The organism is Cyanobacteriota bacterium, from assembly GCA_025054735.1.
Lineage (GTDB): Bacteria > Cyanobacteriota > Cyanobacteriia > SKYG9 > SKYG9 > SKYG9.
In genome coordinates this window covers 1-1,642 of the sequence record JANWZG010000608.1, presented here as the reverse complement: position 1 = coordinate 1,642, position 1,642 = coordinate 1, and the positions used below count along the sequence as shown (strand labels likewise).

Here is a 1,642-nt window from a genome sequence, read left to right as displayed (position 1 = left end):
AATATCATGGCTTCGATTTATTACATCAACTTGTCAGTGTTTCAATCAGCACCCGATAGTTGGGCGATCGATCAATTATTTCCCATCATGCCCATTCATCGCCTTGACGAAGAACCCACCTGCCGCGCTACCCTCGCCGACCTCACCTGTGATAGTGACGGTAAAATCGACAAATTCATTGACCTCACTGATGTCAAATCGGTGCTAGAATTGCATCCCCTGCGCTATCCCGCCAATGACGGTACTCACCAGTCCACTAGTCCTGAACCCTATTACCTCGGTATGTTCCTCAACGGTGCCTACCAAGAGATTATGGGAAACTTGCATAACCTATTTGGCGATACGAACACTGTACACATCAAACTTACACCAGAGGGCTATCGCATTGAACATGTGGTTAAAGGTGATACCATGTCGGAGGTACTAAGCTATGTACAATATGACTCTGAAGACTTGGTAGAAAGCATTCGCCAACAGTCAGAACAGGCCTTAGAGGAGAAACGTATCTCGTTAGAAGAGGCTCAGTTGCTCCTCCAGACCTATGAAAATAGCCTGCGGGGCTATACTTACCTAGCTTCCTAGATGCAACTAGCCAAGGTCATATCACTGCTAACTCTATTGCCCTAAATAGTACAATAGATCACCTATCCATCGATCAGAGGACTGCTATGGTTCAGTCTGTACCTGATGTGGCGGCAAAAACCCTGCCTACCATGTTTGATTTGCCCAGTGAAAATCCTGAGGATCCTGGTTTGCCTGACGAATACCACCTGCGGCAATTACCCATTCTACATCAGACCTGTCGTCCTCCTAACTATCCCTGGGAGCAGGTGTTTACTGCTGGTAATATGCACGTCTACTACGACATAGATCATCTCAACTGGTACAAGCGCCCTGACTGGTTTGTGGTTGTAGGTATTCCCAAGCTTTATCGGCAGCAATATTTACGCAACAGCTATGTAGTGTGGGATGAGGGAGTTAGTCCGTTGCTCGTGATTGAATTTCTGTCTCCCGGCACTGAAGCTGAGAATTTGGGCAACACTCATCGGGAACCAGGTAGGCCCCCCACCAAGTGGCAAGTCTATGAACAAATCCTAAAGATTCCTTACTACGCTGTGTTTGACTCGGAAACCAATCAGCTACGAGGCTTTCAATGGCAGGCAGGTTGCTACCAAGAAGTTGCTATCTCTGGACAAGGTTGGTGGATTGAACCATTACAACTGGGTTTGGGGGTTTGGCGAGGCTGTTGTGATGGGGTTAACCGTGCTTGGCTCCGCTATTACGATGCCCAGGGTCAGTGGATCCCTACCCAAGAGGACTTGATGAAACAAGCCGAGCAACAAGCAGAGCAGGAACGACAATGAGCCGATCAGTAACGACAACGGGCTGAGCAGACAGCACAACAGCTTCGACAGGTAGTTATGAATCTACAACAAGGGGGATTATCCTTATCTCAGATTGCCCAAATGACGGGTCTACCTGAAGCTCAGATACAGGCAATGCTTGAGACAAATGTGTAGGTCTAAGGTTGCGCATTGCTTATAGAAAGCCTCCAGCATCCCATGGGCTATACTAAAGCCAGTTGCGGTGAGAAATTCGTCATGGTTCTGCTCGATGCCAACCCACCCCCCATCGGTAAACC

Annotated in this window: 2 protein-coding genes; both read left to right on the top strand. The window is 48.1% G+C overall.

Going from position 1 to position 1,642, the window contains the following annotated elements; all coding sequences use genetic code 11:
* On the top strand, positions 1-582 hold a 582-nt coding region (locus tag NZ772_18655), incomplete at its 5' end, for an arginine decarboxylase (protein ID MCS6815578.1).
* Between the two features lie 86 nt (positions 583-668).
* Positions 669-1,364 carry a Uma2 family endonuclease gene (locus NZ772_18650; GenBank protein MCS6815577.1) on the top strand — a complete coding sequence of 232 codons (696 nt, stop codon included), beginning with the start codon at positions 669-671 and terminating at the stop codon, positions 1,362-1,364.
* Positions 1,365-1,642 lie beyond the last annotated feature (278 nt).